The organism is Streptomyces sp. NBC_00726 (genome assembly GCF_045161735.1).
Classification (GTDB): Bacteria; Actinomycetota; Actinomycetes; order Streptomycetales; family Streptomycetaceae; genus Streptomyces.
Genome location: NZ_CP108983.1, coordinates 3515496 through 3542170, shown reverse-complemented (window position 1 = coordinate 3542170; position 26675 = coordinate 3515496). Strand labels below are relative to the sequence as shown.

19 protein-coding genes and 3 rRNA genes are annotated in these 26675 nt (G+C 67.9%); 15 read left to right on the top strand and 7 right to left on the bottom strand.

Annotation, left to right across the window (positions count from 1 at the left end):
* Nucleotides 1-121: 121 nt before the first annotated feature.
* The gene (locus OG338_RS15765; RefSeq protein WP_405937926.1) at nt 122-1678 is read right to left on the bottom strand and encodes a hypothetical protein; all 1557 of its coding nucleotides are present in this window, start codon (nt 1676-1678) and stop codon (nt 122-124) included.
* Between the two features lie 335 nt (nt 1679-2013).
* Between OG338_RS15765 and OG338_RS15760 the strand changes: the two genes are divergently transcribed.
* The gene (locus OG338_RS15760) at nt 2014-3210 is read left to right on the top strand and encodes a low temperature requirement protein A (RefSeq protein ID WP_405937925.1); all 1197 of its coding nucleotides are present in this window, start codon (nt 2014-2016) and stop codon (nt 3208-3210) included.
* Nucleotides 3211-3212: 2 nt separating this feature from the next.
* Here the strand turns inward: OG338_RS15760 and OG338_RS15755 are convergent, their stop codons facing one another.
* Nucleotides 3213-4376, bottom strand: coding sequence for a hypothetical protein (locus OG338_RS15755; RefSeq protein WP_405937924.1), 1164 nt, complete (start codon nt 4374-4376; stop codon nt 3213-3215).
* A 288-nt stretch (nt 4377-4664) separates the two neighbouring features.
* Between OG338_RS15755 and OG338_RS15750 the strand changes: the two genes are divergently transcribed.
* From OG338_RS15750 to OG338_RS15710, 9 genes are all read left to right on the top strand, one after another.
* Nucleotides 4665-5465, top strand: a complete 801-nt coding sequence (locus OG338_RS15750) for a DUF4232 domain-containing protein (RefSeq protein ID WP_405937923.1) — start codon at nt 4665-4667, stop codon at nt 5463-5465.
* Nucleotides 5466-5535: 70 nt separating this feature from the next.
* Nucleotides 5536-5970, top strand: coding sequence for a DUF6892 domain-containing protein (locus tag OG338_RS15745; RefSeq protein WP_405937922.1), 435 nt, complete (start codon nt 5536-5538; stop codon nt 5968-5970).
* Between the two features lie 106 nt (nt 5971-6076).
* A complete protein-coding gene (locus OG338_RS15740; RefSeq protein ID WP_405937921.1) occupies nt 6077-6766 on the top strand; it encodes a DUF402 domain-containing protein in 690 nt (229 codons plus the stop codon).
* A 279-nt stretch (nt 6767-7045) separates the two neighbouring features.
* Nucleotides 7046-7354 (top strand): hypothetical protein, encoded by a 309-nt coding sequence (locus OG338_RS15735; RefSeq protein WP_018101695.1) that lies wholly within the window; start codon nt 7046-7048, stop codon nt 7352-7354.
* Between the two features lie 182 nt (nt 7355-7536).
* Nucleotides 7537-8406, top strand: a complete 870-nt coding sequence (locus OG338_RS15730; RefSeq protein WP_405937920.1) for a hypothetical protein — start codon at nt 7537-7539, stop codon at nt 8404-8406.
* A 49-nt stretch (nt 8407-8455) separates the two neighbouring features.
* Nucleotides 8456-9748 (top strand): hypothetical protein, encoded by a 1293-nt coding sequence (locus OG338_RS15725; protein ID WP_405940436.1) that lies wholly within the window; start codon nt 8456-8458, stop codon nt 9746-9748.
* A complete protein-coding gene (locus OG338_RS15720; protein WP_405937919.1) occupies nt 9745-11295 on the top strand; it encodes an SCO6880 family protein in 1551 nt (516 codons plus the stop codon). Before OG338_RS15725 ends, OG338_RS15720 begins: the two co-directional genes overlap by 4 nt.
* A 39-nt stretch (nt 11296-11334) precedes the next feature.
* A complete protein-coding gene (locus OG338_RS15715) occupies nt 11335-12753 on the top strand; it encodes an ATP-binding protein (RefSeq protein WP_405937918.1) in 1419 nt (472 codons plus the stop codon).
* A 1-nt stretch (nt 12754) separates the two neighbouring features.
* A complete protein-coding gene (locus tag OG338_RS15710; RefSeq protein WP_405937917.1) occupies nt 12755-14377 on the top strand; it encodes a type VI secretion protein in 1623 nt (540 codons plus the stop codon).
* A 22-nt stretch (nt 14378-14399) separates the two neighbouring features.
* On the opposite strand, the gene OG338_RS15705 is transcribed toward OG338_RS15710, so the two are convergent.
* Complete coding sequence (locus OG338_RS15705; protein ID WP_405937916.1) at nt 14400-14957, bottom strand: GNAT family N-acetyltransferase; 558 nt, start codon at nt 14955-14957, stop codon at nt 14400-14402.
* A 145-nt stretch (nt 14958-15102) separates the two neighbouring features.
* Here OG338_RS15705 and OG338_RS15700 point away from each other — a divergent pair, with 145 nt between their 5' ends.
* Genes OG338_RS15700 through OG338_RS15685 form a run of 4 tightly spaced genes read left to right on the top strand, consistent with a single transcriptional unit; the run spans nt 15103 to nt 18783 of the window.
* The gene (locus OG338_RS15700) at nt 15103-16035 is read left to right on the top strand and encodes an ATP-binding cassette domain-containing protein (protein WP_405937915.1); all 933 of its coding nucleotides are present in this window, start codon (nt 15103-15105) and stop codon (nt 16033-16035) included.
* Nucleotides 16032-16820, top strand: a complete 789-nt coding sequence (locus tag OG338_RS15695; RefSeq protein ID WP_405937914.1) for an ABC transporter permease — start codon at nt 16032-16034, stop codon at nt 16818-16820. The genes OG338_RS15700 and OG338_RS15695 overlap by 4 nt, the downstream gene beginning before the upstream one ends.
* A gap of 32 nt (nt 16821-16852) precedes the next feature.
* Nucleotides 16853-18121, top strand: a complete 1269-nt coding sequence (locus OG338_RS15690; protein WP_405937913.1) for a sensor histidine kinase — start codon at nt 16853-16855, stop codon at nt 18119-18121.
* Complete coding sequence (locus tag OG338_RS15685; protein ID WP_405937912.1) at nt 18118-18783, top strand: response regulator; 666 nt, start codon at nt 18118-18120, stop codon at nt 18781-18783. The genes OG338_RS15690 and OG338_RS15685 overlap by 4 nt, the downstream gene beginning before the upstream one ends.
* Nucleotides 18784-18833: 50 nt before the next feature.
* On the opposite strand, the gene rrf is transcribed toward OG338_RS15685, so the two are convergent.
* From rrf to OG338_RS15665, 4 genes are all read right to left on the bottom strand, one after another.
* Nucleotides 18834-18950, bottom strand: a 5S ribosomal RNA gene (rrf, locus tag OG338_RS15680).
* Nucleotides 18951-19029: 79 nt separating this feature from the next.
* Nucleotides 19030-22153: ribosomal RNA gene (locus OG338_RS15675) — 23S ribosomal RNA — on the bottom strand.
* 307 nt (nt 22154-22460) lie between these two features.
* Nucleotides 22461-23986, bottom strand: a 16S ribosomal RNA gene (locus OG338_RS15670).
* The 16S, 23S and 5S rRNA genes sit together here, the layout of an rRNA operon.
* A 676-nt stretch (nt 23987-24662) precedes the next feature.
* Nucleotides 24663-25217 (bottom strand): MarR family winged helix-turn-helix transcriptional regulator, encoded by a 555-nt coding sequence (locus tag OG338_RS15665; RefSeq protein WP_404002141.1) that lies wholly within the window; start codon nt 25215-25217, stop codon nt 24663-24665.
* Nucleotides 25218-25372: 155 nt separating this feature from the next.
* Between OG338_RS15665 and OG338_RS15660 the strand changes: the two genes are divergently transcribed.
* Nucleotides 25373-26668 (top strand): MFS transporter, encoded by a 1296-nt coding sequence (locus tag OG338_RS15660; protein ID WP_405937911.1) that lies wholly within the window; start codon nt 25373-25375, stop codon nt 26666-26668.
* Nucleotides 26669-26675: the final 7 nt, after the last annotated feature.

Here is a 26675-nt window from a genome sequence, read left to right as displayed (position 1 = left end):
GCCAAACACGGCAACCCCGACACGCCGGACACACAGCGGCCGGGAAGCGGGCACACCCCCGCTCCCCGGCCCTGCCAACGCCTCGCCCCCGACCGGGGATCACCCGATCGGTGGACCGGTGCTAATCCCCGTACGCCCTCGGATCCTCCTCGCCGAGCCGCCGCAACGCGGCCGCCGCACGGTCCTCCGGCGGGGTGCCGTCCTCGGGGATGTGCCAGCGGATCTGCCGTACGTAGCCGTCCTCGCCGTCGTAGAAGAGGCTGATCAGCGTGTCGTCGGGGTTACTGAAGGCCGTCCCGGCCCAGTCGAGCCGGACGTTCCACCGCGTGAGGAGGTCCGGCCGGCCGCGCAGCCCGGCAGCGATCAGCCGGGCGGCCCGGCGGGCGGGCCACATCCAGCCCTCGTCCCCCGAAGCCCGGGCGACCTCCGCGTCATACGCGGCGGCGTCGAAGCGGAATTCGGGCAGTTCGCGTTTGCCGCCCGGCGGAACGGGGCATCGCCAGCCGGACCAGACGACCTGATCCCCGTCCCGCCGGACGGTGACATACAGCGCACCGCAACAGCCCTCCGTGCAGTACGCCTCGGCGAGCCGCACCTCGCGCGGTTCGTCCGTGGCCCGCAGGGTGCCGGGGAACAACAACTCCTCCGGGGAGTGCGCGGGTCCGTGACCGAAGTAGTCCGGGACCAGCGGACGCCCGTCGACAAGGACGCGCGCCTCGACGGCGCCCGGATCGTCGGGGTCACGCTCGTGTACGGCGATACGCAACCGCGCACCCGGCGCCTGCGGCGGCCCCAGCAGCTGCGCCCGCGTACGCCGCAGCCACGCGACCCGCCACCGCACACCGGGCTCGTCGCCCTCCCCGTCCGGCGCCACACACCACTCCGGCCGCCGCAGGACGGCCGTCAGCTCCGACAGCACCGCCTCACGCCGCCCGGGCCCCCAGTCGTGCAGCACGGCGGGCCCCGTGCTCAGCTCCTGAACCGCTGACAGAAGAAGCGCATGGTGGCCGAGCCTGACGGGAAGAAGCCCGGCGCCCCGCGCGAACGCTTCGTACGCACGAGGGGCGTCCGGGTAGGAAAGGATCTCGGGCCGATAGTCGCGAAGGCTGGTCATGCGGAACAGCAGCCGTCCGGCCCGGGCGACCAGGGCAGCGCCCTCGCGGGACGGAAGGCCGGGAACGGCCGCCAGCAGATCGACGAGCCGGGCCGCCTCCGCCACCCGCCGCGCCACATCGGGCGCCAGGTCACCCGGCAGTGCGGTCACCCGTTCCCGTACGGCGGTACGGTCACCGGCGTCGACGGCGGCGAGCAGCGGCCCGAAGGTCACGGGCTCGCACTGGTCGCGGAGTTCGAGCAGCGCACCGGCCGGCCGGTCGAGCGCGTCGAGCGCATGGACGACGGGACGCACAAGGCTGCGCAGCCGGCCGAGAGTCCGGAGATACGGCACATCCTGCGGCCCACCGAGCCGGGTGAGCAGGGCGATCCCGGTGCAGACGGCCAGGTAGGTGGTCCCCGTACGCACGAGCACCCGCGCCACCGCCCGCGCCCGATCCTCGTTCTCCACCGGCACCCCGGCGACGAGGAGACGCAGCGGACGGTGCCTGCCGGGCGGGTCCAGGGCGTCGAGCCGCCGGTGCACCTCCTCCGCCGCCGCGACGGGGTCGGGGGAGGCCAGCAACGGACCGAGGAGACGGGCCAGCTCGTCCCTGGTCCGGGTGAAATCCCGACCGGCCCGGTTGGACGGGACCCGGCGGGGTACAGGCGGTGCCGCGTCCGCCCGGGACCACGGCCCCTCGGGCTCGGCATGTTCGACACGCAGCGCGCACGCATACAGGGAGGAGGGCCGGGGAGTGAGCGCTCCGCGCTCTTCCGGGGCGCTCAACGGGCGGGGTGGTTCTCGATTCCATAGGTCATGGCGCGGAGTGTGGCAGAGCCCCGCCGCACCACGCCAGCACTTTTCCCCGGGCGCGGTTCACGCGTGCTTACCCCGCTCAGCCGGAAGAATGCGCCCCCATGAGCTCATCGTCCCCCTCCCCCAGCTTCTGGCACCGGCCCATGGTGGCGCGCAGCGCCGACGAACAGCACCGCGCCTCGACGATGCTGGAACTCTTCTTCGACCTCTGCTTCGTCGCCGCCGTCGCCCAGGCCGCCTCCGCCTTCGAACACGAACTCGCGGCAGGCCGCATCGGCCACGCCGTCCTCGGCTACGCGATGGTGTTCTTCGCCATCTGGTGGGCGTGGATGAACTTCACCTGGTTCGCCTCCGCGTACGACACCGACGACGTCCCGTACCGGCTGCTGACGCTCGTACAGATCACCGGCGCGCTCGTCCTCGCGGCGGGCGCGTCCGAGGCGCTGGAGCAGGAGGACTTCACCGTCATCACCTGGGGCTATGTGATCATGCGGCTCGCCATGGTCACGCAGTGGCTGCGCGCCTCCCGCTCGGACCCGGAGCGACGCCGCACCTGCCTGGGGTACGCGGCCGGGATCTTCCTGGTGCAGATCGGCTGGGTCGTACGGCTGGCGCTGCCCGAGGACACCGGCCTGGTGACGTTCGCGGTCCTCGTCGTCGCGGAAATCGCCGTTCCCGCACTGGCGGAACGTAAAACCACCACCACCTGGCATCCGCACCACATCGCCGAACGGTACGGCCTGTTCACACTGATCGTGCTCGGCGAGTCCATCACCGCGGCCACCGGGGCCGTACGCGCCGCGCTGGACACGCACGCGGATCTCGCCGACCTCGCCGCACTGGTCGCGGGCGGTCTGCTGACGGTGTTCGCCCTGTGGTGGCTGTACTTCGCGCAGAGCGCACCCCGGCTGCTGACGAGCCTGCGTACGGCGCTGCGGTGGGGGTACGGGCACTACCTCGTCTTCGCGTCGGCGGCCGCGGTCGGCGCCGGGCTCGCCCTCAACGTCGCACACACCGCGGGCCACGGCCACATTTCCGACCGCACGGCGGCGGCCGTCTACACCGTCCCGGTCGCCGTGTTCATCACCCTCGTCTGGCTGCTGCACCACCGCACCGCGGGACTCCGCCGCACGGCCGACATGCTCCACCCCGTGGCGGTGCTCGCGGTCCTGGCGGCCACCTACGCCCCGTCCCCCATCCTGGCCACGGGCATCATCACCACACTGCTCATCGCGGCGACCCTGTTCCTGGCCTCCCGGGACGCGGGCAGCGGCAGCGCGCACATCACGGCGCACTGACCTCAGCGGCCGGCCCGCACCGCCTGTCCGGGCAGGGCGATCCCCTGCGCCTGGGCGGTCTTCCCCGGCCGCAGGGTCCACGGCACCGGAGGCGTGGACGTCAGCCAGCCCTCCTCGATGAGGGTGTGCACGATGATCCCGCGCAGCTCCCGCCCGAGCTTCTTCCACCGCAGGCCCTTGCACAGCTGGCTGTGCGACGGCCCGTGGCCGTGCTCCGCCCGGAACTCGACGGTGAACAGGGCCGCCTCGCGCCCACAGTCCGGGTGGGCGGCCCGCCACGACTCGTACGCGTCGAGAGCCGCCCGGGGCGCCGGCAGCGGGGAGGGCCCGATCATGAACGCCGGGGCGAGCCGCACGAAGGGGAGATGGCAGAGCGCGCACGCCTCGACCGCCTCCGCGTGCCGCAGCAGTGCGGGGCTGACGCCGGACTTCCAGGCCGCCCAGCTCTCCGGCGTGGGCTCGGCGGCGGCCGCCGCCTCCCGGGCCGCCCGCCGTTCTTCCTCCGCCCGCGCGATTGCGGCGATCTCCTCCGGGGTACGGAACCGGCCCGCGAGGTGCCTCATCGACTCGCCGAGCCGGTAGGTCTGCCCGGACACCTCGGCGAGAAACCCCTTCTCCAGGAGCACGGGCACCGCCCCGTAACAGACGGCGGGCAGCTCGGCCGGCGCCCGGCCGACCAGCTCGTCGGAGCACTGGGCCGCCAGGAACAGCGCGGCCAGCCGGACCCCCGACGCCCCCTTCCGTACCGGCTTGGCCAGCCTCGTACGCATGGACCAGCCCGACACCCGCGATCGCGCGTCCTTGCCGATGCGCAGCGCGCGGTCGGGCCCCGGGGCCAGTTCCGGCACCACGATGGCGTACGGCACGTCCGGGTCCCCGCCGATGAGCTGCCCGGGCACTTCCCACCCCGCCGCCGCCAGCTCGGCCAGGGCCCCCTCCGGGTCCTCCAGCCGCAGAGACCGCAGATCGGTCCCCGTGAGGTTGCCCGCCCCCGTCCACGCGGCCCTGATCCCCACGACGACCGCCAGAAGCCGTGCGTCGGCGGAGTCCAGCGGCAGGCCGGCCACGTACGAGAGGAGCGCACGGGCGCCCTCCCCCTGGCGCGGTGTGAGCAGGAAGGGCGGCGGCGAAGCGGCGGCACCCGCTCCGGCGGAAGCGGTCGTCACGGGCGGCACGGCGGACACGGCAGGCTTGGGCACATCACATCTAACGGTGATCGGACCGCCGAAGTCACGCGCGGACCCGCTCTTCCCGCACGGACACCCGGTCATGCGTGGGCCGGAACCCTCCTTCGAGGGACGTCAACGGAACGTCAGGCGGGCGTTAGCAGAACATGAGCGGTGCGCGGGAGGCTTCCCATGTCAGACGGTCCGAGGGGGAGCGGCACGCCGCGGATCCGGGCCCTGTCTGCACCGAGCCGAACCACCGACCGCCACACACTTCCGGGGAATCCCATGCATACGCTCCGCAAGCGCAACGCCGTCCTCGGCGCCGCCGCCACCGCCGTGCTCGCCCTCGCCCTCACCGCCTGCGGCGGGGACGGCAGCGGGACGAAGTCGGCCGGCCCGGCCGACGACTCCGCCTCGGCCAACGCCACCGTGGCAGCGAAGGACACCTCCAAGGACACCGCGGGCGACGCCTCCCAGGACCAGGGCAACAGCGCGGGCGACGGCGCGAAGAAGGGCGGCGGCTCCACGGACGCGGTCACCTCCAGCACCGGCAAGTCCAACGGGAGCGCCGCGAAGACGGGCGGTTCCACGAGCGGGTCCGCCGCCGGCGACACCAGTGACGACTACGCGTACAAGCACCCCTGCAAGAGCGGCGACCTGTCGGTGCGCGTGTACGCCCGCGAGGGTTCGGCCACCCAGCACGTGATCGAGGTCAACAACACCGGCAAGAACTCCTGTGGCCTGAGCTACTACCCGCGCGTCGGCCTGGGCGCGGCGAAGGCCACCGACCACAGCGGCGACATCATCCCGCTGGTCCCGGGCGGCCTCGGCGGCCCGCCGGCCTACCCGGTGAAGCCGAAGACCGCCGCGATCGCGGTGATCGACCTCAACCCGGGCGGCGGCAACGGCGTGACCTGGGTGGACGAGCTGAACGTACTCGCCGACGGCGACAACATGGCCAACGCCGAGCAGCTCAACTTCCCGCTCGGCCCCGACGTGAAGGTCGGCACCCCGAAGCTGGGCCTGTACGAGCGCACGGTCGCCGACGCGGTGGCCTCCATGAAGCAGGCGAACATGAAGCCCTGATCCCCGGGCCACGACGGTGCCCTCGGACGGACCACGACGGTCTGTCCGAGGGCACCGTTACGATCCGGGCATGCCCGCCTTCCGCGACTTCAACTTCAAGCTGATCGTCATCGACAAGCTCATGTACGACGACGAGACGCTCACCCCCGCCTTCCGCATAGCCGACTGCCTGAAAGCGAAAGGCATCGACGACCCGCAGATCTACGCCTACGACAACGACCTCGCCTTCACCGTCCTGGACGAGGCCCGCGCCTACTTCGAGGCGCTGGAGATCAGCCCGGAACTGCTTGCGACCGTCGAGACACTGGAGGTCGACGGTGGCCTTCAGGTGTACCAGGAGTGCGCCCCGGTCTGGGACGGGGAGGACGACCTCTTCGACGTGGGCTCGCTGGACGACCTGGACCTGCTGCCGAACCTGCGGCTGATCGAGGGCGTGGACAACTGCGGAATCGGCATGTCGTTCGACACCGACGTCCTCGCAAGCCGGGGCATCGCCACCGACTGACGGATGACACCCTGTCAGGGACATTCCCTGAGCTGCCTGTACGTGTCCGGCCGCACGTCTCCGGTGGCACGTGTCCGGCGCCCGCGCGGCGGGAATGATCAATCGCATGAAAGAGGACAACAGAGACACCGCGAGCGGCACACCCGGCCAGATCCTGCACTGGAACCTGTTCATAGGCGGCCACCTCAGCGCCTCCGTACCCGTGCGCCTGGTCGAACGAACGGACACCGGGCAACTGGTGTGGATGAAATCGGGCACCCCGATGTGGCGCACCGCCCTCCCGCGCGGCGCGACCCACCTGCGCGACATCGCCCCGCACGAGCGCCCGGCCGAGGGATTCCCCGTCGTCGCGGGCCGCTGGCCGATGGGCGACGCCCTCTTCTACCAGCCGACGGGGGCGGCCCACTCGGTGCTGTGGCTCTTCGGCCGCAGACACAAGTTCCGCGGCTGGTACGTCAACCTCGAACGGCGCGTGCATCACGGCGCGGACATCGACATCGCCGACCACGAGCTGGACATCAACGTCGCCCCGGACCGGACCTGGAGCTGGAAGGACGAGCAGTCCTTCGCCGAGAAGACCGGCCACCCCGCGTACTGGACGGCCGAGGAAGCGCAGGCGATCCGGTCCGAAGGAACGACGGTCGCACAGCTCGCCGAGGCCGGAATCTTTCCCTTCGACGGCTCCTGGTGCGACTTCCGGCCACCGTCGTACTGGAAGACGCCGCCCCGTCCACCGGTTCCGCGCCACCCGCTGCTGCGTCCGATGGGCGCCCCGTCCTCGCCTCCACCGCTCTGAAGTGGGCGATTCGGCTGCTACGGGATATCTCGGCCGATCTGGCGTGATGACGATCATTGCCCGGCGTCACTCTGCGTGATACACAGAGTGACCATACGCATTTCGCCCACACACCGATTCGATCCGCAGGTCAGGGTGGTCAGACCGGTCAAATGTGCGAGATCCGGGTAAAGAGAGCCGTGAAGCCGTCGTACGAATCCAGTTTCATCAGCGAAGATAGAGAGTGACCCGTGCCATGCGGTACGGGCGGTGAACTACCCAACTGGGGCGGTGACTTACATGATCCTGGCAGCTGAAAAGGGCGACATCACCACCATCATCGGCGGAATCGCCCCGAACTGGGGGCCGTTCGGGACCCTGGGCAACGAGGCCCGCGTGATGATCGAGGTGGTGATGGCGATCGCCATCCTGCTGTGCCTCGGCATCGCGGTCTGGGGGGCGGCCAAGCAGCGGATCGGCGCGACGGCTCTGCGCGACACGTTCAGCGCGGAACAGGGCAAGGGGCTGATCGTGGCCGGCCTGACCGGTGTGTTCATCATCGGATCGCTCGGCACCCTGTTCACCATTGTGTACGGGATGGCCGTCTGACCGGGCGTCACCCCCGCACCCGGGGCTCGTCCGCCCCACCCCTCCCATCCGTCCGTCGTGCCCACCGGCAGAGGTTGCGTACCCCTGATGTCGAGTCACCACACCGCGTCCGCGCGGAGAGCAGCACGGCTACCGTCGTACTACGACGTGGTTCAAGCAATGGTTGAGGGGGCGTACGCGGCATGAGTCTCGGCGACGAGGACGGCTACGGCAACGACGCGGGACGCACGAGCGACGCCTACAGCACGATCGGCGGCACCCGCCAGACCCGCACCCGCCTGCCCGACGGCCCCGCCGGCGACCCCTACGGCCCCCGCCGCCCGGCCCGCAGCTCCCGCTCCCTCATCACGTTCGCCGGCGTGGTGGTCCTCCTCCTGGGCGCCATCGCCTTCGCCAACATGGGCGGCGACAAGGCCGACTCGAACGGCAAGTCCGACACCACCTCCGGCGCCAGGGCGGGCGCCGCGCCGACCTCACCCACGGGCACGAAGCCGGTAACAGGCAAGAACGGCACAATCCCCTCGGGCTTCGCCCACAACCAACAAGGCGCGGAAAGCGCGGCCTCCAACTTCGCGGTGGCCCTGGGGTCTGCCGATATGTTCGTCGTCTCTTCCCGTCAGGCCATCGTGCAGGCCACCCACGACCCGGCCGTTGTCGGAAAGCTGACTGCAGATCTTGATACTGCCTACTCACCGGACTTCCTCAAGAACGTCGGCCTGAGCGAAGACGGCAAGGCTCCCAGCGGCTTGACATTCGTCTCTCGCACGGTCCCAGTAGGAACGAAGGTGATCGAGCACACCGCTGACTCGGCCACGGTCGAGGTCTGGTGCACCGGTCTCGTCGGAATGGCCGGTGAGGGCTCCACGAAGCCAGTGACCGAGACCTGGTTCACGATCTCGGAAAGGCTCAAGTGGATCGGCAACGACTGGAAGATCGAGTCGTCGAGTCAGACAGAGGGGCCCACTCCCGTCAGCGGTGACAACCGGGCTTCCTCGGCCGACGAGATCGCCGGCGCGGTAGAGGGATACGGAGGATTCGTCTATGCCCGCTAGCCGTCGCCGGAGCATGCGCTCCCTGACCACACTGAGCATCCTTCCCGCGATGGTCCTGCTCGCCTCACGGGCCGCAGCGGTGCCATCGCCGTCCCCGTCGCCCAGTAAAGAGGGCAACGATGCATGCGACCTCATCGTGGGACTCGCCAAGGACTACTGCGAAGGCGGAAGCGCCAGCTCCCCCAAGTCCACCCCGCCCGCAAGCACCGACCCCGCACTAGACCCGCTCACCTCGCTCGGGCGCGGCTGCGCCGACGCCGCCGCGTGGATCGTGGGCAAGCTCAGCGACGCGGTCAAGGAAACGGCCAACGTCGACTTCACGAACACCCGCTTCCTCCAGCAGTACGCCATCGTCTTCGCCGCCTCCACCGTGCTCACGCTCGTCCTCTGGCTCCTCGCCGTAGCCAAGCGCGCCATCCGCGGCGTCCCCCTCACCACCGCCATCTCCGAAGCCATCGGCTTCCTCTGGCTCACCGTCCTCGCCTCCGCCTTCACCCCCCTCATCCTCTACACCATCGTCTCCGCCACCGACGGCGTCACCGACGTCATCGCCTCCTCATCCGGCGGTCAGACCGACGTCTTCTTCGGCTCCTTCGCCCAAGCCCTCAAGAAGGACTCCGACATCGGCGGCGGCCCGATCATGCTGATCGTCGTCTCCCTCGTCTCCATCCTCGCCGCCGGCATCCTCTGGCTCGAACTCGTCATCCGCGCCGCCCTGCTCTACGTCGGCGCCCTCCTGGGAACCGCCGTCTACGCCGGACTCGTCGACAAGAACATGTGGGGACACGTACGCCGCTGGGCAGGCATCATGATCGCGGTGATCATGGTCAAACCCGTCATCGTCGTCGTACTCGGCCTCGCCGGCGCCCTCTCGTCCGACGACGGCCCCGACGCCTTCTCCGCCGTCGTCTCCGGCCTCGCCATCATCCTGCTGGCCATCTTCGCCTCCGCCATGATCTACCGCTTCGTCCCCGGCTTCGGCGACGAGATCCAGGGCGCCCGTACCAACCGCAAACAGGCCACCGACGGCTCCCAGGCCGCCGCCATGATCAGCTCCCCCGCCGCCCTCGTCTCCCAGGGCATCAAGACCCACAGCAGCCGCGGCGGCCAGAACAGCGGCGACACCGGCAGCGGCGGCGGCCGCCCCGCCAACCCGGTCAGCGGCGGAGTCGCCGCCCACAGCTCCCGTAACCCCGGCGGCGGAACCGGCGGCGGATCCGCCCCCTCCGCCACCCCCCCGCCCCGCAGCGGCTCCCCGACCGCCGGCACCCCCCACAGCAGCCGCGGCACCCGCGGACCAGGCAGCACAGGTAACAACCGCACAGGAGGTGGCGGGCGTTGAGCACACAGTCCCATCCGATCGCGCCCCGCCGTACGTATCTCATCGGCCGCGCCCGGCCGAACGCGATCGTCGGCAAGAACCGCGAGACGGGCGAAATCGCCCTGATCATCGCCGGCGCGTTCCTCGGCATGATGAGCGGCCTGCTCGTCCCCGTCCTCTCCCTGCGCATCGTGCTGCTCACCGGCTTCCCGCTGCTCGCCATCGCCATGGTCTACGTCCCGTACCGGCACCGGACCTTCTACAAGTGGTTCGAGATCAACCGCAGCTACAAGCGCTCCCTCCGCCGCGGCACCACCTACCGCTCCACCGCCATGGAAGCCGGCACCCGCGCCGACGGCCGCGAGATCGAGATCGGCCCGCCCCCCGGCATCGGCCGCATCAACTGGCTCTCCGCCCCCTTCGGCCCCGACGAGATCGCCGTCCTCCTGCACGCCGACCGGCGCACCGTCACCGCCGCCATCGAGATCGAGGGCCCCGGCGTCGGCCTGCGCGACAGCGAGGACCAGGAAGCCCTCGTCGACCGCTTCGGCACCCTCCTCAAGCACGTCGCCAACGGAGACGGCTTCGTCACCCGCCTCCAGATGCTCGCCCGCACCCTCCCCGCCGACCCCGACGCCCACGCCAAGGACGTCGCCCAGCGCGGCGCCCAGGCATCCCCCCGCTGGCTCCAGGACTCCTACGACCAGCTCCAGTCCATGGTCTCCACCTCCAGCGAGCAGCACCGCGCCTACCTCGTCGCCTGCATGCACTTCAACCGCGAGCTCGCCGCCGAGGCCCACGCCATGGCCCGCGCCGCCCGCCCGCACTCCGGCCGCAAGCTGGACCGCGACGCCGGCCTCGCCGTCGTCATGGCCCGCGAGCTCACCGACATCTGCGCCCGCCTCGCCGAGGCCGACATCCGGGTCCGCCAGCCCCTCGGCCAGAGCCGGCTGGCCTCCCTCGTCCACTCCATGTACGACCCCGACCACCCCATCGACCACATCCAGGCCATGACGAAGCGCAACGCATGGCCCGCCGAGCTCGACGCCCTTGAACCGACCTACCTCCAGGCCAAGACCCGCGAATCGTCCACCCGCGCCCCCTGGTGCCACTCCACCGCCTGGGTGAAGGAGTGGCCGATGACCCCCGTCGGCGTCAACTTCCTGGCCCCCCTCCTCGTCCACACCCCCGACGTCATCCGCACCGTCGCCGTCTGCATGGACCTGGAACCCACCGAGATCGCCATCGAGCGCATGCTCACCGAGAAGACCAACGACGACGCCGAGGCCAGCCGCCAGGCCAAGATGAACCGCACCGTCGACCCCCGCGACATCGCCGCCCACGGCCGCCTCGACCAACGGGGTGAAGACCTCGCCAGCGGCGCCGCAGGCGTCAACCTCGTGGGGTACATCACCGTGTCGTCCCGCTCCCCCGAAGCCCTCGCCCGCGACAAGCGGACCATCCGCGCCTCGGCCGGAAAGTCGTACCTGAAGCTCGAATGGTGCGACCGCGAGCACCACCGAGCCTTCGTCAACACCCTGCCGTTCGCCACCGGCATCCGCCGCTAACCGCCAGTCCGCGACACCGAGAGGGAGGTCAGTCACGCCATGCGAGATCCGCTGTCCGCGTTGTCGGACGCCTTTACCGCCTTCCTCTTCGGGAAGGTGGAGACCACCCGGCTGCCCGTCCGCACCTCGACCGGCCAGGCCCAGGCCGTCTACCTGCCCACCGCCGCCCCCGGCCTCGGCGACTCCGGTGTGATCATCGGCCGCGAGGTGTACTCCGGCAAGGGCTACATCTACGACCCCTTCCAGCTGTACGGACAGCAGCTCCCCGCCCCGCACTGGCTGGTCCTCGGCGAGTCCGGGAACGGCAAGTCCGCGCTGGAGAAGACGTACGTGCTCCGCCAGCTCCGCTTCCGCGACCGCCAGGTCGTCGTCCTCGACGCCCAGGGCGAGGACGGCGTCGGCGAGTGGAACCTCATCGCGCAGGAGCTCGGCCTCACCCCCATCCGCCTCGACCCCACCTCCGCACTCAACGGCGGCATCCGGCTCAACCCGCTCGACCCGACCATCACCACCACCGGCCAGCTCGCCCTGCTGCGCACCATCATCGAAGTCGCCATGGGCCACGGCCTGGACGAACGCTCCGGCTTCGCCCTCAAGGTCGCCCACGCCTACGTCAACGCCACGACGACCGACCGCCAGCCCGTCCTCACGGACATCGTCGAGCAGCTGCGCCACCCCGAACCGGAATCCGCCCAGGCGATGAACGTCGACATAGACGACGTACGCGCGTGGGGCCTGGACGTCGCCCTCGTCCTCGACCGGCTGGTCGACGGCGACCTGCGCGGCATGTTCGACGGCCCGACGTCCTTCGGCATCGACCTGGACGCCCCCCTGATCGTCTTCGACCTCTCGCACATCGACCGCAACTCCATCGCCATGCCCATCCTGATGGCGATCGTCGGCGTCTGGCTCGAACACACCTGGATCAGGCCCGACCGCAAGAAGCGCATCTTCCTGGTCGAAGAGGCGTGGCACATCATCAACTCGCCCTTCGTCGCCCAGCTCTTCCAGCGCCTGCTGAAGTTCGGCCGCCGCCTCGGCCTCTCCTTCGTCGCCGTCGTCCACCACCTCAGCGACGTGGTCGACGGCGCCGCCGCACGCGAAGCCGCCGCCATCCTCAAAATGGCCTCCACTCGCACCATCTACGCCCAGAAGGCCGACGAGGCCAGAGCCACCGGCCGGGTCCTCGGCCTGCCCCGCTGGGCCGTCGAAATCATCCCCACCCTCACCCCGGGCATCGCGGTCTGGGACGTGAACGGCAACGTACAGGTCGTCAAACACCTGATCACCGAGGCCGAACGCCCCCTCGTCTTCACCGACCGCGCCATGACCGAGTCGTCCGTGAGCGGCCTGCTCCCGGACGACGTGAGAGCCGCCGACCTCGAAGCGGAGGAACGCGCGGCCAGGATCGAGAACCAGCAGCGGCTGAACGAGTCGTCCGAGTCAACGGTGGCATGACATGGCAGGGAGCGACGGGGGACGGTCCGGCGGCGGCAAGGGAGGCGGCATCCCCGACGGCCTGCTCGTCGGACTGCTGGCCTTCCTTCTCGGACTTACGCTGCTGACCTGGGCAGCCACCGGATTCGCCGGCCTCCTCGCCCACGGCGCCTGGCCCGACGGCGTCACCCCGACCGAGACCCCGCCGGCCCTCCGCCGCCTGCTGGAGGCCCCGCACGACCTGCCCGCCGCCTGGCCCCACACCCCACCCGGCCAGCTCTCCGGATACGGCCTGTTCTGGGGCCTGCTCATCGGCGAACTGATGGTGCTCGTGGTGCTCACGGTCTTCGTCATGGGCGTCATCACCCGCTGGCGCGCCGGACTGGCCCGCCGCCGCACGGAACGCACAGAGCGACTGGCCCTCCTCGAACAGGCCCACCGCGAGGAGCGCGCACGGCGCAAGCTCGCGCAGTCCAGAGGCCGGAAGACCGGCCGGCGGAACAAGCAGCGGGATTACGCGTACGAGTCGGCGCTCCCCGAACCGGAACCGGCCCCCGAGCCCACCCCCGACACCCTGCGCAAAACAGCCCCCGCCCCCGCGCCGGCCACCCCCGTTCCCGCCGAACACCTCACCGAAACCACACCGCAGACGACGGCCTTCCCCACCGAAGCCGCACCCGAAACACTCCCCGCGGCCGTCCCCGCCCCGCGCACCCCCCTCGTCCTCTACGGCCCCGCCGCCACCCGCCGGGCCACCGCCGTCCAGGCCATCCGAGAAGCAGACGGCCCCGTGCTCGTCGTGACCTCCGACCCCACCCTCTGGGCCGAGACCAAGGACGCCCGCGCCAAGCTCGGCCCCGTCCTCGTCTACGACCCCGGCCACCTCTGCGACACCCCGGACCGGCTGCACTGGGCGCCCACCACCGGCTGCGAACAGGCCGACCGGGCCGCGGCCCGCGCAAGCGCGCTGCTCGCCCCCGTCCGCCCCCAGGCCCGCGTCGACTCGGCGACGGCCGACATCGCCGAAACCCTCCTGCGCTGCTGGCTGCACGCCGCCGCCATCGACGGCCGCCCCTTCCGCCAGGTCCACCGCTGGGCCATCGGCGGCAACACCCACGAAGCGGTCCGCCTGCTGCGCACCCACCCCAAGGCGGCCCCCGGACTCGCCGGGCTCCTGGAGTCCGCGCTCACCGGCCATCCCGAACTCCGCGAAATGGCCCAGGAACTGACGGTGCGCACGTTCGGCGCCCTCTCCTCCGTCCACGTCCGCGACGCCTGCACACCAAATCGAGCAGATGCGCTCGCACTGGATTCCTTTGCGAACGAAGGGGGCAGCCTCTATGTGGTGGGTGAAGCCATCGAGACCCCGCGATCCGGTCCAGGAACGATGCCCCTGCTCACCGCGCTCGCCGCAGACGTGGTCGAGCACGGCCGCCGCATGGCCGCACGGTCATCCGACGGCCGGCTCGACCCACCAATGACGCTTGTCCTCGACGACATCGCGGCCGTCGCCCCGCTGCCCCGCCTGCCCGAGCTGCTGAGATCCGGCCAGTCCCAGGGCCTGTCCGCCATCGCCCTGCTCCGTTCCCCGGAACAGGCCCGCTCACACTGGACACAACAGCTCCGGACCCCCAGCACCCTCTAGGACTTGTCCGCAAGGGCACCGCTCAGGGCCGCGTCACCGCGAACTCCAGCTCGGACGCCGTCGGATCCCCCGGCATCGGCACCGACTCGCCCGTAGGCACGAACCCGAACCGCCGGTAGAACGCCTCCGCGCGCGGATTGTTCTCGTGCACATACAGCCGCACACGCTCCAGCCGCGGCGCCTCCAGCGACCACGCCCAGTCCACGGCCGCCCGGAACAGCGCATCCGCCACCCCCGCGCCCCGCGCCTCCGGCCGCACGAACACCCCGACCAGGTGCCCCTGGTTCACCGACGCCGCCTCACCGAACCGCGCCTCGGCCTCCGGCCCCTCCACGAGCACCGTCACCGAGCCCGCCCAGGCACCGTCCGGGCCCTCCGCGACGAACTGCCGCACCTCGCCCGCACCGTCCTCGGAGGCGTCCACCGTCCGCTCCCGCCACGCCTCGTCGGACCGCTTCAGCCCCTGCTCGTACGTCTCAAGGAACGCCACCGGGGCGGCCGGATCCTGCAAGGCGGCCAGCCGGAGCTCCTTCACCGACCGCCACTCGTCGGCGCGCACCGGCCGTATCACGTAGTCCATGCACCGATCCTGACCCGCACTCCCGAGACCACGCAAACGCATTCAACCCGCCCACCTCAGCCGTCGTACCCCGGTACTACGCGCCCCCGCACATCCCGCCCCCGGTCCGACGACCGGCCCGCGCCCGCTCCGTAGCGTCGACCGCATGATCAGAGCACACGCACTCACCAAACGCTACGGGGACACCACCGTCGTCCAGGACCTCGACTTCACCGTCCGCCCGGGCACGGTCACCGGCTTCCTCGGCCCCAACGGCGCCGGCAAGTCCACCACCATGCGCATGCTGCTCGGCCTGGACGCACCCACCCGGGGCCGCTCCACGATCGGCGGACGCGCGTACACCTCCCACAGCGCGCCCCTCACCGAGGTCGGCGCCCTCCTGGAGGCACGCTCCGTCCACCCCGGCCGGACCGCCTTCCACCACCTGATGGCGCTCGCCCACACCCACGGCATCCCGCGCACCCGCGTCGAACACGTCCTGGACCTCGCGGGCCTCACCGCCGTCGCCGGGAAACGGGTCAAGGGCTTCTCGCTCGGCATGGGCCAGCGCCTGGGCATCGCCGCCGCCCTCCTCGGCGACCCCGCCACCGTGATCCTGGACGAGCCCGTCAACGGCCTGGACCCGGAAGGCGTCCTCTGGATCCGCACCCTCCTCCGAGACCTCGCCGCACAGGGCCGCACGGTCCTGGTCTCTTCGCACCTGATGAGCGAGATGGCCCTCACCGCCGACCACCTGGTCGTCATCGGCCGCGGCCGCCTTCTCGCCGACACCACCGTCACCGAGTTCACCGCCACGGCCGGCGGCAGTTCCGTCACCGTCCTCACCCCCCAGCCCACAGCCCTGTGCGACCTGCTGCGGGGCCCCGGCATCGAGATCACCCCCACGCCCGGCTCCGACCGCCTGGACGTACGCGGCACGGACGCCGCACACATCGGCCGCACCGCCGCCGCCCACGCCATCCCCCTCTACGAACTCACCCCGCGCACCGCATCCCTGGAACAGGCGTTCATGGACCTCACCCAGGAGTCGGTCGACTACCGGCCCCACGCCACCGAACCGACCGGAGCCCCCGCATGACCACCACGGCCCTTCCCCACCCCCACCGCGTCACACCTGTCCGCGTGCTGCACTCCGAATGGCACAAGCTGCGCACCCTGCGCTCCAGCTGGATCACCCTGGGCCTGGCCGTCGTCTTCGTCCTCGGTGTCGGCATCCTCATGGGCACCACCTACACCTCCGACGGCGGCGACTCGGACATCGACACCGTCATCCTCGTCCTCTACGGCTCGCTCCTCGCCTCACTCTGCACGGTGGTCCTCGGCATCCTCGTCACGGCCGGCGAATACTCCTCGGGCCTGATCCGCGCCTCGCTCACCGCCGTGCCACGCCGTCTCCCGGTGCTATGGGCGAAGGCCGCCGTCTTCACGGTCACCGTGTTCACCGCCATGTTCGCGACCGCGCTGGTCACCTTCGTCGTCGCCCAGTTCTTCCTGCACGACACGGACCAGGCCGCTTCCCTCACCGACCCGGGTGTACTGCGCGCCGTAGCGGGGAACGCCGCCGGAACCACCCTCCTCGGCCTCATCGCCCTGGGCCTCGGCGCACTCCTGCGCTCGGTCCCCGGAGCGATCGGCGCGTTCATCGGCGGTGTGATGATCCTCCCCGAGGTGCTGACCATGCTCCCGTACGACGCGGTGGAGACCGCCGTCCGCTACTTTCCCACCCAGGCCGCGGGCGTCCTCGGCTCCGCCACTCCGCTCCCGGACGCCGCGTCCCCGGGCCCGGCCCTGCTCGCCCTCACCCTGTGGGCCTCGGCCACACTGGTAGCGGCGGCCGTACTCCTGCGGCGCCGGGACGCATGAGCCGTACGCTGCCGGGTACGAGGGAGACTCACATGGCGGACACCACCGAGCCCCGGACACCGGGCCCACCGTCCGCCTCCACCCCGCTCACGGGCCACATACAGCGCCTGTTCCAGCGCATCCGCACCCTCGACCGGCGCCGCCCCTCGGTCTGGAACGGCGTCCTCACCACGTTCTGGGTGCTGTTCGCCGTCCTCGACGTCTCCTCCGGCGGCTGGCGCACGGTCGCCGTCGACCCGCACGTGCCGGCGCCTCTGGTGTTCACCATGAGCGCGGCCTTCTCCGCACCGCTGCTGTGGCGCCGCTCCCACCCACTGGCCGTGCTCGCCTTCATGGCCCCGTTCTCGCTGGCCAACGTATGGACGGGTGCGGTCATCCAGGCGTCGCTGCTCCAGGAGATCGTGGTCTTCAACATCGCGGTACGCCTCCCGATGCGCACCCTCGCCTGGTCGGGCGCCCTGGTCGCGGCACCGTTGGTGATCGCCTCGGGCCGATACCCGGAGGTCTGGAGCCGCCTCCTGCTCCCGCACGTCTGGATGTTCGCCATCGCCGCCCTGGCGGGCATCCTGGTGCGTACGCGCAAGGAGTACACCGAGGCCCTTCTCGACCGGGCCGACCGCCTGGAACGCGAACGCGACCAGCAGGCCCGGCTGGCCGCCGCCGCCGAACGGACCCGGATCGCCCGGGAGATGCACGACATCATCGGCCACAATCTCTCCGTCATCACGGGCCTGGCCGACGGCGGCTCGTACGCGGCGGCCCGCAGCCCGGAGCGCGCGGCCCAGGCGCTGGAAGCCATCGGCACCACCAGCCGCCAGGCCCTCGCCGAACTCCGCCGCCTGCTCGGCGTACTGCGCGACCGGCCGGAGGACGCGGACCGCACCCCGCAGCCCACCCTGGACGACATCGACGCGCTCCTGGAAGGCGTACGCCGGGCAGGTCTGCCGGTACGTCTCGATGTACGGGGTACACCTCCGGCCCAACCGCCAACACCAGGGCGTCAGCTGACGGTCTACCGGGTGGTCCAGGAGTCCCTGACGAACACCCTGAAGCACGCGGGCACGTCACCGTCACTCACGGCCGAGGTCACACTGACGTACCGCCCGGACGCACTCGAAGCCCTCGTCACGGACAATGGCACCCCGTCCCCGGACGAGCGGGCTACCGCAGGCACCGGTCAGGGCATCACCGGGATGCGCGCACGCGCTTCCCTGTACGACGGCACACTCCGAGCCGGCCCGTCCGCCGAAAACGGCTGGCAGGTACGGCTCCGGCTCCCCTTGGAGGACTCTCCCTCGTGACGACCGTGCTCATCGCGGACGACCAGCCGATGCAACGCTTCGGCTTCCGCATGCTGCTGGAGAGCCAGGACGACATGACGGTCGTCGGCGAGGCCGCCAACGGCCACGAAGCGCTCCAGCTCGTCACCCGGCACCAGCCGGACGTGGCCCTGATGGACATCCGCATGCCGCTCCTGGACGGCATCGAGGCGACCCGCCGCATCATCAGGGCGGGCTCCCGCACCCGCGTCCTGATCGTCACGACCTTCGACCTGGACCGGTACGCGTACGACGGTCTCCGCGCCGGCGCCAGCGGCTTCCTGATCAAGGACGCGCTGCCGGAGGAGATGCTGTCCGGCATCAGGGCCGTGGCCCTCGGCGACGCGGTGGTCGCCCCGAGCCTGACCCGCCGTCTCCTGGACGCGTACGTACAGCACTTGCCGGCCGAACCGGGCGAACCTGCCGCCCAGGATCCGCGCATCGCCGGTCTCACCGGCCGGGAACGCGAAATCCTGACGGTGATCGGCCAGGGCTGGACCAACTCCGAAATCTCCGAACGCCTTCATCTCGCGGAATCAACGGTGAAGACCCATGTCTCCCGCATTCTCGCCAAGACGGGAGCCAGGGACCGCGTCCAGGCGGTGATCCTGGCGTACGACACCCACCTGGTCACCCCGGGCTGAAACGCGAAAAAGCCCCGTGCCACAAGGGCACGGGGCTCTTCCTAAAAGGAGTTCGGCGGCGTCCTACTCTCCCACAGGGTCCCCCCTGCAGTACCATCGGCGCTGAAAGGCTTAGCTTCCGGGTTCGGAATGTAACCGGGCGTTTCCCTAACGCAATGACCACCGAAACACTATGAAATTAACCAACACCGGACAACAACACGGCCGTTCGTTATTTCAGAACAAACACAGTGGACGCGAGCAACTGAGGACAAGCCCTCGGCCTATTAGTACCAGTCAGCTCCACCCGTTACCAGGCTTCCACATCTGGCCTATCAACCCAGTCGTCTACTGGGAGCCTTAACCCCTCAAGAGGGTGGGAATACTCATCTCGAAGCAGGCTTCCCGCTTAGATGCTTTCAGCGGTTATCCTTTCCGAACGTAGCCAACCAGCCATGCCCTTGGCAGAACAACTGGCACACCAGAGGTTCGTCCGTCCCGGTCCTCTCGTACTAGGGACAGCCCTTCTCAATATTCCTACGCGCACAGCGGATAGGGACCGAACTGTCTCACGACGTTCTAAACCCAGCTCGCGTACCGCTTTAATGGGCGAACAGCCCAACCCTTGGGACCGACTCCAGCCCCAGGATGCGACGAGCCGACATCGAGGTGCCAAACCATCCCGTCGATATGGACTCTTGGGGAAGATCAGCCTGTTATCCCCGGGGTACCTTTTATCCGTTGAGCGACAGCGCTTCCACAAGCCACTGCCGGATCACTAGTCCCGACTTTCGTCCCTGCTCGACCCGTCGGTCTCACAGTCAAGCTCCCTTGTGCACTTACACTCAACACCTGATTGCCAACCAGGCTGAGGGAACCTTTGGGCGCCTCCGTTACCCTTTAGGAGGCAACCGCCCCAGTTAAACTACCCATCAGACACTGTCCCTGATCCGGATCACGGACCCAGGTTAGACATCCAGCACGACCAGAGTGGTATTTCAACGACGACTCCACAACCACTGGCGTGGCCGCTTCAAAGTCTCCCACCTATCCTACACAAGCCGAACCGAACACCAATATCAAACTATAGTAAAGGTCCCGGGGTCTTTCCGTCCTGCTGCGCGAAACGAGCATCTTTACTCGTAGTGCAATTTCACCGGGCCTATGGTTGAGACAGTCGAGAAGTCGTTACGCCATTCGTGCAGGTCGGAACTTACCCGACAAGGAATTTCGCTACCTTAGGATGGTTATAGTTACCACCGCCGTTTACTGGCGCTTAAGTTCTCAGCTTCGCCACCCCGAAGAGCAGCTAACCGGTCCCCTTAACGTTCCAGCACCGGGCAGGCGTCAGTCCGTATACATCGCCTTACGGCTTCGCACGGACCTGTGTTTTTAGTAAACAGTCGCTTCTCGCTGGTCTCTGCGGCCACCCCCAGCTCACCGAGTAAATCGGATCACCAAAGATGGCCCCCCTTCTCCCGAAGTTACGGGGGCATTTTGCCGAGTTCCTTAACCATAGTTCACCCGAACGCCTCGGTATTCTCTACCTGACCACCTGAGTCGGTTTAGGGTACGGGCCGCCATGAAACTCGCTAGAGGCTTTTCTCGACAGCATAGGATCATCCACTTCACCACAATCGGCTCGGCATCAGGTCTCAGACTCATATGCACGACGGATTTGCCTACCGTGCGTCCTACACCCTTACCCCGGGACAACCACCGCCCGGGCTGGACTACCTTCCTGCGTCACCCCATCGCTTACCTACTACCACCTTGGTTCATCGGCTCCACCACTACCCTCAACTCCGAAGAGATCAGGCCGGCTTCACGGACTTAGCATTAATGGGCTCAGTACTGGGCGTTTCAAAGCGGGTACCGGAATATCAACCGGTTGTCCATCGACTACGCCTGTCGGCCTCGCCTTAGGTCCCGACTTACCCTGGGCAGATCAGCTTGACCCAGGAACCCTTAGTCAATCGGCGCACACGTTTCTCACGTGTGTATCGCTACTCATGCCTGCATTCTCACTCGTGAACCGTCCACAACTACCTTCCAGTGCTGCTTCACCCGGCACACGACGCTCCCCTACCCATCCATACAGGCGTTAACCCTATGTGTATGAATGACACGACTTCGGCGGTACGCTTGAGCCCCGCTACATTGTCGGCGCGGAATCACTTGACCAGTGAGCTATTACGCACTCTTTCAAGGGTGGCTGCTTCTAAGCCAACCTCCTGGTTGTCTCTGCGACTCCACATCCTTTCCCACTTAGCGTACGCTTAGGGGCCTTAGTCGATGCTCTGGGCTGTTTCCCTCTCGACCATGGAGCTTATCCCCCACAGTCTCACTGCCGCGCTCTCACTTACCGGCATTCGGAGTTTGGCTAAGGTCAGTAACCCGGTAGGGCCCATCGCCTATCCAGTGCTCTACCTCCGGCAAGAAACACACGACGCTGCACCTAAATGCATTTCGGGGAGAACCAGCTATCACGGAGTTTGATTGGCCTTTCACCCCTAACCACAGGTCATCCCCCAGGTTTTCAACCCTGGTGGGTTCGGTCCTCCACGAAGTCTTACCTCCGCTTCAACCTGCCCATGGCTAGATCACTCCGCTTCGGGTCTAGAGCGTGCAACTCAAACGCCCTATTCGGACTCGCTTTCGCTACGGCTTCCCCACACGGGTTAACCTCGCTACACACCGCTAACTCGCAGGCTCATTCTTCAAAAGGCACGCAGTCACGACATGCAAGCAAGCTTGCATGCGACGCTCCCACGGCTTGTAGGCACACGGTTTCAGGTACTATTTCACTCCGCTCCCGCGGTACTTTTCACCATTCCCTCACGGTACTATCCGCTATCGGTCACCAGGGAATATTTAGGCTTAACGGGTGGTCCCGCCAGATTCACACGGGATTTCTCGGGCCCCGTGCTACTTGGGTGTCTCTCAAACGAGCCGTCAATGTTTCAGCTACGGGGGTCTTACCCTCTACGCCGGACCTTTCGCATGTCCTTCGCCTACATCAACGGTTTCTGACTCGTCTCACGGCCGGCAGACCATGAAAGAGAGATCCCACAACCCCACATACGCAACCCCTGCCGGGTATCACACGCATACGGTTTGGCCTCATCCAGTTTCGCTCGCCACTACTCCCGGAATCACGGTTGTTTTCTCTTCCTGAGGGTACTGAGATGTTTCACTTCCCCTCGTTCCCTCCACACTGCCTATGTGTTCAGCAGCGGGTGACAGCCCATGACGACTGCCGGGTTTCCCCATTCGGACACCCCCGGATCAAAGCTCGGTTGACAGCTCCCCGGGGCCTATCGTGGCCTCCCACGTCCTTCATCGGTTCCTGGTGCCAAGGCATCCACCGTGCGCCCTTAAAAACTTGGCCACAGATGCTCGCGTCCACTGTGCAGTTCTCAAACAACGACCAGCCACCCACCACCCCACCCGAAACCGGGCGAGTTCACTGGGGCCAGCAACCGAAGAACGACCATCACGGCCGTACCTTCAGATACCCAACAGCGTGCCCGACCCGACCCATTCGCCTCCACGTTCCACGCCCCGAAGAGCAGTACTGGTGAACACTCATGTGCCGTGCCGAGTAGTCAACGTTCCACCCATGAGCTACCAGCACCGGACACTCGCCGGTGTTCTGGCCTCTGACCAAGCAAAGCTTGGTAAGAAGTGCTCCTTAGAAAGGAGGTGATCCAGCCGCACCTTCCGGTACGGCTACCTTGTTACGACTTCGTCCCAATCGCCAGTCCCACCTTCGACAGCTCCCTCCCACAAGGGGTTGGGCCACCGGCTTCGGGTGTTACCGACTTTCGTGACGTGACGGGCGGTGTGTACAAGGCCCGGGAACGTATTCACCGCAGCAATGCTGATCTGCGATTACTAGCAACTCCGACTTCATGGGGTCGAGTTGCAGACCCCAATCCGAACTGAGACCGGCTTTTTGAGATTCGCTCCGCCTCACGGCATCGCAGCTCATTGTACCGGCCATTGTAGCACGTGTGCAGCCCAAGACATAAGGGGCATGATGACTTGACGTCGTCCCCACCTTCCTCCGAGTTGACCCCGGCAGTCTCCTGTGAGTCCCCATCACCCCGAAGGGCATGCTGGCAACACAGAACAAGGGTTGCGCTCGTTGCGGGACTTAACCCAACATCTCACGACACGAGCTGACGACAGCCATGCACCACCTGTACACCGACCACAAGGGGGGCACCATCTCTGATGCTTTCCGGTGTATGTCAAGCCTTGGTAAGGTTCTTCGCGTTGCGTCGAATTAAGCCACATGCTCCGCTGCTTGTGCGGGCCCCCGTCAATTCCTTTGAGTTTTAGCCTTGCGGCCGTACTCCCCAGGCGGGGAACTTAATGCGTTAGCTGCGGCACCGACGACGTGGAATGTCGCCAACACCTAGTTCCCAACGTTTACGGCGTGGACTACCAGGGTATCTAATCCTGTTCGCTCCCCACGCTTTCGCTCCTCAGCGTCAGTAATGGCCCAGAGATCCGCCTTCGCCACCGGTGTTCCTCCTGATATCTGCGCATTTCACCGCTACACCAGGAATTCCGATCTCCCCTACCACACTCTAGCCTGCCCGTATCGACTGCAGACCCGGGGTTAAGCCCCGGGCTTTCACAACCGACGTGACAAGCCGCCTACGAGCTCTTTACGCCCAATAATTCCGGACAACGCTTGCGCCCTACGTATTACCGCGGCTGCTGGCACGTAGTTAGCCGGCGCTTCTTCTGCAGGTACCGTCACTTTCGCTTCTTCCCTGCTGAAAGAGGTTTACAACCCGAAGGCCGTCATCCCTCACGCGGCGTCGCTGCATCAGGCTTTCGCCCATTGTGCAATATTCCCCACTGCTGCCTCCCGTAGGAGTCTGGGCCGTGTCTCAGTCCCAGTGTGGCCGGTCGCCCTCTCAGGCCGGCTACCCGTCGTCGCCTTGGTAGGCCATTACCCCACCAACTAGCTGATAGGCCGCGGGCTCATCCTTCACCGCCGGAGCTTTCAACCTTCTCCCAGGAGGGAGAAAGTATTATCCGGTATTAGACCCCGTTTCCAGGGCTTGTCCCAGAGTGAAGGGTAGATTGCCCACGTGTTACTCACCCGTTCGCCACTAATCCACCCCGAAGGGCTTCATCGTTCGACTTGCATGTGTTAAGCACGCCGCCAGCGTTCGTCCTGAGCCAGGATCAAACTCTCCGTGAATGTTTTCCCGTAATCGGGGAACACATCACGAGAGCGGAACAACAAGGTCGGAATATGACCTGTTGTCCACTGCGTCCTCGCTGTGTTTTGCCTACCCGGACCCGAAGGGCCGTGTAGCGCTTTCAAAGGAACCTCCAACCTGCCGAAGCAGGCCGGGGTATCAACATATCTGGCGTTGACTTTTGGCACGCTGTTGAGTTCTCAAGGAACGGACGCTTCCTTTGTACTCACCCTCTCGGGCTTTCCTCCGGGCGCTTCCCTTCGTTCTTACGTTTCCGACTCTATCAGACTCTTTCGTGTCCGATTCCCGGCCGAAGCGGGTCAAGCGATTTTCGCTTTCCAGTTCTTCGCTTTCGCGTTTCCCTTTCCGGCGAGTCCGACTCTATCAGATCCTTTCGGGCCTGATTCCCAGTCAGCGGGGCTTGTCCTCCGGGCTGTTGGGCCCTTCTGACGTCCAAAACTCTAGCGGATTTTCCCGGCGGCTCATAATCGGGCCTTCGAAATGAATTTCGGCATGCCGAAATTTCCCCGAACGGGAGATCGTGCTGAGTTTGGTGTGCCGCGTCTGCGGCGGGATCGGCTGCCGCAGAACCGTTCAGGCTCCGTGGCAACCCGAAGAACCTTACGGATCGCCGAGGGGCGTGTCAACCCCTCCCCGCCTGCCCGGCAGGGTCGCTCAGTCCAGGTCGGTGAGCCGGCCGCCGGCGTCCGGCTGGGCGTGCTCCACCCTCCGCAGCAGCCGGGTCAGCATCGCGCCGAGCACCCCGCGCTCCTCGCCGTCGAGGTCCTGGAGCAGGTCCGCCTCGAAGTCCGTGGCCATCCGCATCGCCTCCAGCCACTTCGTACGGCCCTCGTCCGTCAGCTCCACGATGACGCGTACGCGGTTGTTCTCGTCCCGGTCCCGGGTCACCAGGCCCTCACCGGCCATCCGGTCGATCCGGTGCGTCATCGCGGCCGGCGTCAGGCCGAGCCGCTTGGCGAGCTCGCCGGGGCCGAGGCGGTAGGGCTCCCCGCCCAGCACGAGCGTCTTCAGGACCTCCCACTCCGCGTTGCTGATGCCGAGCGCGGCGAGCTGTCTCCCGTACGCGACGTTCATCCGGCGGTTCAGCCGGCCCAGGGCGGAGACGACCTGTTCGACCTGAGGGTCCAGGTCGCGGTACTCGCGCTGGTAGGCGGCGATCTGCTCGTCGAGGCTCGGCTCATCGGGTCCGGGCTCGGTGGTGTCGGACATGGCGCGCAGTATGACACGCCCCCATAGCTGTCGAAGTCCTTCGAGTCGTAGTGTTCAACATCTAACTTTAGTGATAAAGTCTTCGGGTTCGAGTCGTTCGATCGGTACGACTCAGAGGTTTCGAGAGTTTGAGGTAGGTGAGTGTGACCAGGGAAATGGGCGCAGCACTGCGGCGGATCCAGCTGGGGAGCGCGCTGAGTGCGTTCGGGCTCGGGTTCACCGTTCCGTACCTGTACGTCTATGTGGCGCAGGTACGGGATCTGGGCGCCGGTACGGCCGGGATCGTGCTGGCGGTCTTCGCCATGGCGGCGCTCGCCGTCCTGCCGTTCACCGGCCGGGCGATCGACCGTCGCGGGCCGCTGCCCGTGCTGATCGCCGCCTCGGCCGTCGCTTCCCTGGGTGCCGTCGCGCTCGGTGTGTCCTCGCAGGTCACCACCGCTGTTCTGGCGGCGGCCGTGCTCGGTGCCGGCACCGCCGTCATGCAGCCCGCGCTCGCCACCATGCTTGTCCGGTGCACCGGTCCCGCCACCCGCACGCGGGCCTTCGCGATGCAGTTCTTCCTTCAGAACCTGGGCCTGGGGATCGGTGGTCTGGTCGGCGGGCAGATCGTCGACACGAGCAGCCCGGCGTCGTTCACGCTGCTGTTCCTGATCGAAGCGGTGATGTTCCTGGTGCTCGGCGTCATCGCGGCGACCGTGCGGATGCCGAGCGCCCCCGTCCGCGCGCCGGAGACGGTGGCCGGGGCACCGGCCCCGCGCGGCGGGCTGCGGGCGCTGGTCTCGCACCGCGCGATGGTGCAGCTGTGCGTGCTGGGCTTCGTGCTGTTCTTCGCCTGCTACGGACAGTTCGAGTCCGGGCTCGCGGCGTACGGCACCGAGGCCGCCGGAATCGAGCCCTCCACGCTCGGCATCGCGCTGGCCGCCAACACCGCCGCGATCGTCGTCGCCCAGTTCGTGGTGCTTCGTCTCGTGGAGCGCCGGCGGCGCTCCCGGGTCATCGCTGCGGTCGGTCTGATCTGGGCCTTCGCCTGGATCGTGGCCGGTTACGCGGGCCTCGGGCACGGCAGCCAGACCATGGCGACGGCCGCGATGATCTCCACGTACGCGCTGTTCGGGCTCGGCGAGTCCATGCTGTCGCCGACCGTCGCGCCGCTGGTCGCGGACCTGGCGCCGGAGTCGATGGTGGGCCAGTACAACTCGGCGTTCGCGCTCTGCAAGCAGCTCGCGCTGGCCGTCGGCCCGGCCGTGGGCGGTCCGATGGGGGCCTCGCTGCACGGCCCGTACATCGTGACGTTCGTGCTGTTCTCGCTGGGCATCACCGCGCTCGCGCTGCGGCTCGGCCGACGGCTCACCCCCGTACAGGACCAGCCTTCGCTCGCGCACGTGCCCTCGCGGGTGGTGGCGGTCTCCGTGCCGGAGAGCGCGCCGGCGCCCGTGGCCGCCGCGCGCTGAGCGCGGC

What these genes read in the sequence shown, in the direction of transcription:
- OG338_RS15760 (WP_405937925.1), top strand. Translation starts at nt 2,014, where the DNA reads ATGAGCTCATCGTCCCCCTCCCCCAGCTTCTGGCACCGGCCCATGGTG.
- OG338_RS15695 (WP_405937914.1), top strand. Translation starts at nt 16,032, where the DNA reads ATGACCACCACGGCCCTTCCCCACCCCCACCGCGTCACACCTGTCCGC.
- OG338_RS15715 (WP_405937918.1), top strand. Translation starts at nt 11,335, where the DNA reads ATGCGAGATCCGCTGTCCGCGTTGTCGGACGCCTTTACCGCCTTCCTC.
- OG338_RS15705 (WP_405937916.1), bottom strand. Translation starts at nt 14,957, where the DNA reads ATGGACTACGTGATACGGCCGGTGCGCGCCGACGAGTGGCGGTCGGTG.
- OG338_RS15660 (WP_405937911.1), top strand. Translation starts at nt 25,373, where the DNA reads ATGGGCGCAGCACTGCGGCGGATCCAGCTGGGGAGCGCGCTGAGTGCG.
- OG338_RS15735 (WP_018101695.1), top strand. Translation starts at nt 7,046, where the DNA reads ATGATCCTGGCAGCTGAAAAGGGCGACATCACCACCATCATCGGCGGA.
- OG338_RS15665 (WP_404002141.1), bottom strand. Translation starts at nt 25,217, where the DNA reads ATGTCCGACACCACCGAGCCCGGACCCGATGAGCCGAGCCTCGACGAG.
- OG338_RS15690 (WP_405937913.1), top strand. Translation starts at nt 16,853, where the DNA reads ATGGCGGACACCACCGAGCCCCGGACACCGGGCCCACCGTCCGCCTCC.
- OG338_RS15740 (WP_405937921.1), top strand. Translation starts at nt 6,077, where the DNA reads ATGAAAGAGGACAACAGAGACACCGCGAGCGGCACACCCGGCCAGATC.
- OG338_RS15730 (WP_405937920.1), top strand. Translation starts at nt 7,537, where the DNA reads ATGAGTCTCGGCGACGAGGACGGCTACGGCAACGACGCGGGACGCACG.
- OG338_RS15725 (WP_405940436.1), top strand. Translation starts at nt 8,456, where the DNA reads ATGGTCCTGCTCGCCTCACGGGCCGCAGCGGTGCCATCGCCGTCCCCG.
- OG338_RS15745 (WP_405937922.1), top strand. Translation starts at nt 5,536, where the DNA reads ATGCCCGCCTTCCGCGACTTCAACTTCAAGCTGATCGTCATCGACAAG.
- OG338_RS15700 (WP_405937915.1), top strand. Translation starts at nt 15,103, where the DNA reads ATGATCAGAGCACACGCACTCACCAAACGCTACGGGGACACCACCGTC.
- OG338_RS15710 (WP_405937917.1), top strand. Translation starts at nt 12,755, where the DNA reads ATGGCAGGGAGCGACGGGGGACGGTCCGGCGGCGGCAAGGGAGGCGGC.
- OG338_RS15750 (WP_405937923.1), top strand. Translation starts at nt 4,665, where the DNA reads ATGCATACGCTCCGCAAGCGCAACGCCGTCCTCGGCGCCGCCGCCACC.